At 62.8% G+C, this 3,738-nt stretch carries 3 protein-coding genes; all 3 read left to right on the top strand.

The window, feature by feature from the left end; translation table 11 throughout:
• On the top strand, positions 1-477 hold a 477-nt coding region (locus tag ACR0J4_RS23045; RefSeq protein WP_480668837.1), incomplete at its 5' end, for a (2Fe-2S)-binding protein.
• 25 nt (positions 478-502) lie between these two features.
• A complete protein-coding gene (locus ACR0J4_RS23050) occupies positions 503-2,863 on the top strand; it encodes a xanthine dehydrogenase family protein molybdopterin-binding subunit (RefSeq protein WP_170644482.1) in 2,361 nt (786 codons plus the stop codon).
• Positions 2,864-2,958: 95 nt separating this feature from the next.
• Positions 2,959-3,738 (top strand): FAD binding domain-containing protein (locus ACR0J4_RS23055; protein ID WP_170644480.1); only part of this gene is annotated, 780 nt, incomplete at its 3' end.

Genomic DNA, 3,738 nt, shown 5'->3' on the forward strand with positions numbered 1-3,738 from the left:
ATATCGCTGACTGTGAATGGGATGTCTGTGAGCGGTGATGTTGAGGGTCGGACGTTATTGTCTGGTTTTTTGCGGGATCATTTGTCTTTGACGGGGACGCATGTTGGCTGTGATACGGCGCAATGCGGGGCCTGTGTGGTGCATGTGAACGGCGAGGCCGTGAAGTCGTGCAACATGCTGGCGGTTGAGGCCGACGGGGCCGAGGTCGGCACGATCGAGGGTCAGGCCTCCGAGGATGGGACACTCAATGCGATCCAGCAGGCGTTTCAGGATCACCACGGGCTGCAATGCGGCTTCTGCACACCGGGCATGGTGATGAGCGCGGCGGCGCTTCTGAAGGACAATCCGCGCCCGTCCGAGGCCGAGATCCGCAAGTATCTGGAAGGCAACCTGTGCCGCTGCACGGGCTATCACAACATCGTCAAGGCGATCATGGCCGCTTCGGGCCAGGACGTCAGCAGCATCGCCGCCGAATAAGCGGCCCGAGGGAGGAGAACAAGCAATGCCCAAAGACAGTGGCATCGGAGCCAGTTCCAAGCGGCGCGAGGACGTGCGCTTTCTGACCGGAGCAGGCAATTATACCGACGACATCAACGTGGCCGGACAGGCCTATGTTCATTTCCTGCGCTCGGATATCGCGCATGGCCGGATCACCAGCCTTGATACCTCGGCGGCCGAGGCCATGCCGGGCGTGGTCAAGGTGTTCACCGGCAAGGATTTCGAAGGCGTGGGCGGCATGCCCTGCGGCTGGGAGGTGACGGACAAGCACGGCGCACCCATGCAGGAGCCTGCGCATCCCATTCTGGCCCAGGGCAAGGTGCGCCATGTGGGCGATCCCATTGCCGCCGTTGTGGCCGACAGCCTGGAACAGGCGCGCGATGCGGCCGAGGCGATCGAGGTGGACATCGAGGAACTGCCCGCCGTGATCGACATGAAGGCCGCAGCCCAAGAGGGCGCGACGCTGGTCCATGACGATCTGAAGAACAACATCTGCTATGACTGGCAGCTGGGTGAAGCGGATGACGCCAAGGTCAATGAGGTCTTCGCCAATGCGGCCCATGTGACCACGCTGGATCTGGTGAACAACCGCCTGGTTGCCAACCCGATGGAGCCCCGCGTGGCGGTGGGTGAGTACAAGCGCGGGACGGATGAGTACACGCTCTATACCACCTCGCAGAACCCGCATGTGATCCGCCTGCTGATGTGCGCCTTTGTGCTGGGCCTGCCCGAGCATAAGGTCCGCGTGGTGGCCCCGGATGTGGGGGGCGGCTTTGGCACCAAGATTTTCCACTATGCGGAAGAGGCGTTCTGTACCTTCGCCGCCAAGGCCTGCAACCGGCCGGTGAAGTGGACCTCGAGCCGGTCCGAGGCGTTCATGTCGGACGCCCATGGCCGGGATCATGTCAGCAAAATCGAACTGGCGCTGGATGCAGACAATAACTTCATCGGGTTGCGGACCAACACCTACGCGAACCTTGGAGCGTATCTGTCGACCTTCTCCAGCTCCGTGCCCACATGGCTGCACGGCACGCTGATGGCGGGCAATTACAAGACGCCGGTCATTCAGGTGAATGTGAAGGCGATGTTCACCAATACGGTGCCGGTGGATGCCTATCGCGGCGCGGGCCGGCCCGAGGCGACGTTCCAGTTGGAACGCGTGGTGGACAAGGCCGCGCGCGAGTTGAGGGTCGATCCGATTGCCCTGCGCCGTCAGAACTTCATCACCCAGTTCCCCTATGACACGCCGGTCGCTCTGACCTATGATACCGGGGATTACAACGGGACCATGGACAAGCTTGAGGCCGCCGCCGATCTGGCAGGTTTTGCCGCGCGCCGTGCGGCAAGTGAGGCCAAGGGCAAGCTGCGGGGTCTGGGCATCAACTGCTATATCGAGGCGTGTGGTATTGCGCCCTCGAACATCGTTGGCATGCTGGGGGCCCGAGCGGGTCTCTATGACGCGGCGACCGTGCGGGTGAATGCCACCGGCTCGATCAGCGTCATGGTTGGCGCGCATAGCCACGGGCAGGGGCATGAGACTGCCTTCCCGCAGGTTGTGGCCGACATGATCGGCATCGACGAGTCGATGGTCGAGATCGTGCATGGCGACACCTCGAAGATCCCGTTCGGCATGGGCACCTATGGGTCTCGATCTTTGGCGGTCTGTGGCTCGGCCATGGTGAAGGCCACCGAGAAGGTGATCGACAAGGCCAAGAAGATCGCCGCCCACCTGCTGGAGGCCTCGGAGGCGGATATTGAGCTGAAGGACGGTCAGTTCAGCGTGGCAGGCACCGACAAGTCGGTGGCCTGGGGCGATGTGACCCTGACAGCCTATGTGCCGCATAACTTCCCGCTGGAGGTTGAGCCGGGGCTGGAGGAGACCGCGTTCTACGACCCGGCCAACTTCACCTTCCCCTCGGGCGCTTATGCCTGCGAGGTTGAGGTCGACCCCGAGACCGGTCAGGTCAGTATCGAGGCCTTCACCGCGGCGGATGACTTTGGCAATATCGTCAACCCGATGATCGTGGATGGTCAGGTGCATGGCGGCATTGGTCAGGGCATCGGCCAGGCTCTGCTGGAGAACTGCGCCTATGATGAGAATGGCCAGTTGTTGAGCGCGTCCTTCATGGATTACGCCATGCCGCGCGCCGATGATGTGCCCTTCTACGGCGTGGATCATTCCAGCCAGACGCCCTGCACGCATAACCCATTGGGTGTGAAGGGCTGTGGTGAGGCCGGGGCGATCGGCTCTCCGCCGGCTGTGGTCAATGCGGTTCTGGATGCGATGAACTCGGGCGGCAAGGCGGTGGATCACATCGACATGCCGGTTAGCCCGTCGCGCGTTTGGGCGGCGATGAACAGCTGAGTTGAGAGGGCGGACCGGGGGCCAGCCCCCGGACCCCCGAGGTATTTTTAGCCAGATGAAGAGCGGATCTGCGCTCTTCGGAAAGGAAAAGCGGAATGTACAGTTTCGAGTTTGAGAAGCCTTCGAGCATTGCCGACGCGGTTGCTGCGTTGGGGGCCGAGGATGCGCAGCCATTGGGTGGGGGTCAGACGCTGATCCCGACGCTGAAGCAGCGTTTGGCGGCCCCTTCGGTGCTGGTCAGCATGGGTGGGATTGCCGAGATGCAGGGCGTCTGTGTCGAGGATGACGGCTCGGTCGTCATTGGCGGGGCGACGCCCCATGCCACGGTGGCGCGTGAGGCGGCGGGGTCGTATCCGGCGCTGGCCGCGCTGGCGGGGCAGATCGGTGATCCGGCGGTACGCAACCGCGGCACCATTGGTGGGTCGGTGGCCAACAATGATCCGGCGGCCTGTTATCCGGCGGGTGTGTTGGGATCAGGTGCGACCATCGTGACCAACGCGCGGCAGATTGCGGCGGATGACTTCTTTCAGGGCATGTTTGCCACCGCGCTGGATGAGGGTGAGATCATCACCTCGGTCCGGTTCCCGGTGCCGCAGGCGGCGAGCTATCAGAAGTTTCTGCAGCCTGCGTCCCGATTTGCCTTGGTCGGTGTCTACGTGGCGCGGTTCGCGGATGGTGTCCGCGTGGCCGTGACCGGCGCCAGCGAAGACGGCGTGTTCCGGTGGGCCGAGGCCGAAGAGGCTTTGAACAAATCCTTCAGCGCTGAGGCCCTGATGGGGCTGAGCGTCAACCCGATGAACATGATCGCCGACATGCATGGCAGCAAAGACTACCGCGCGCATTTGGTGGGAGTGATGACTAAACGCGCCGTCCAA

This window comes from Ruegeria sp. B10, assembly GCF_056539825.1.

Excerpts from the sequence above, each read along its gene's own strand:
- ACR0J4_RS23050 (WP_170644482.1), top strand. The coding sequence starts at position 503 with ATGCCCAAAGACAGTGGCATCGGAGCCAGTTCCAAGCGGCGCGAGGAC.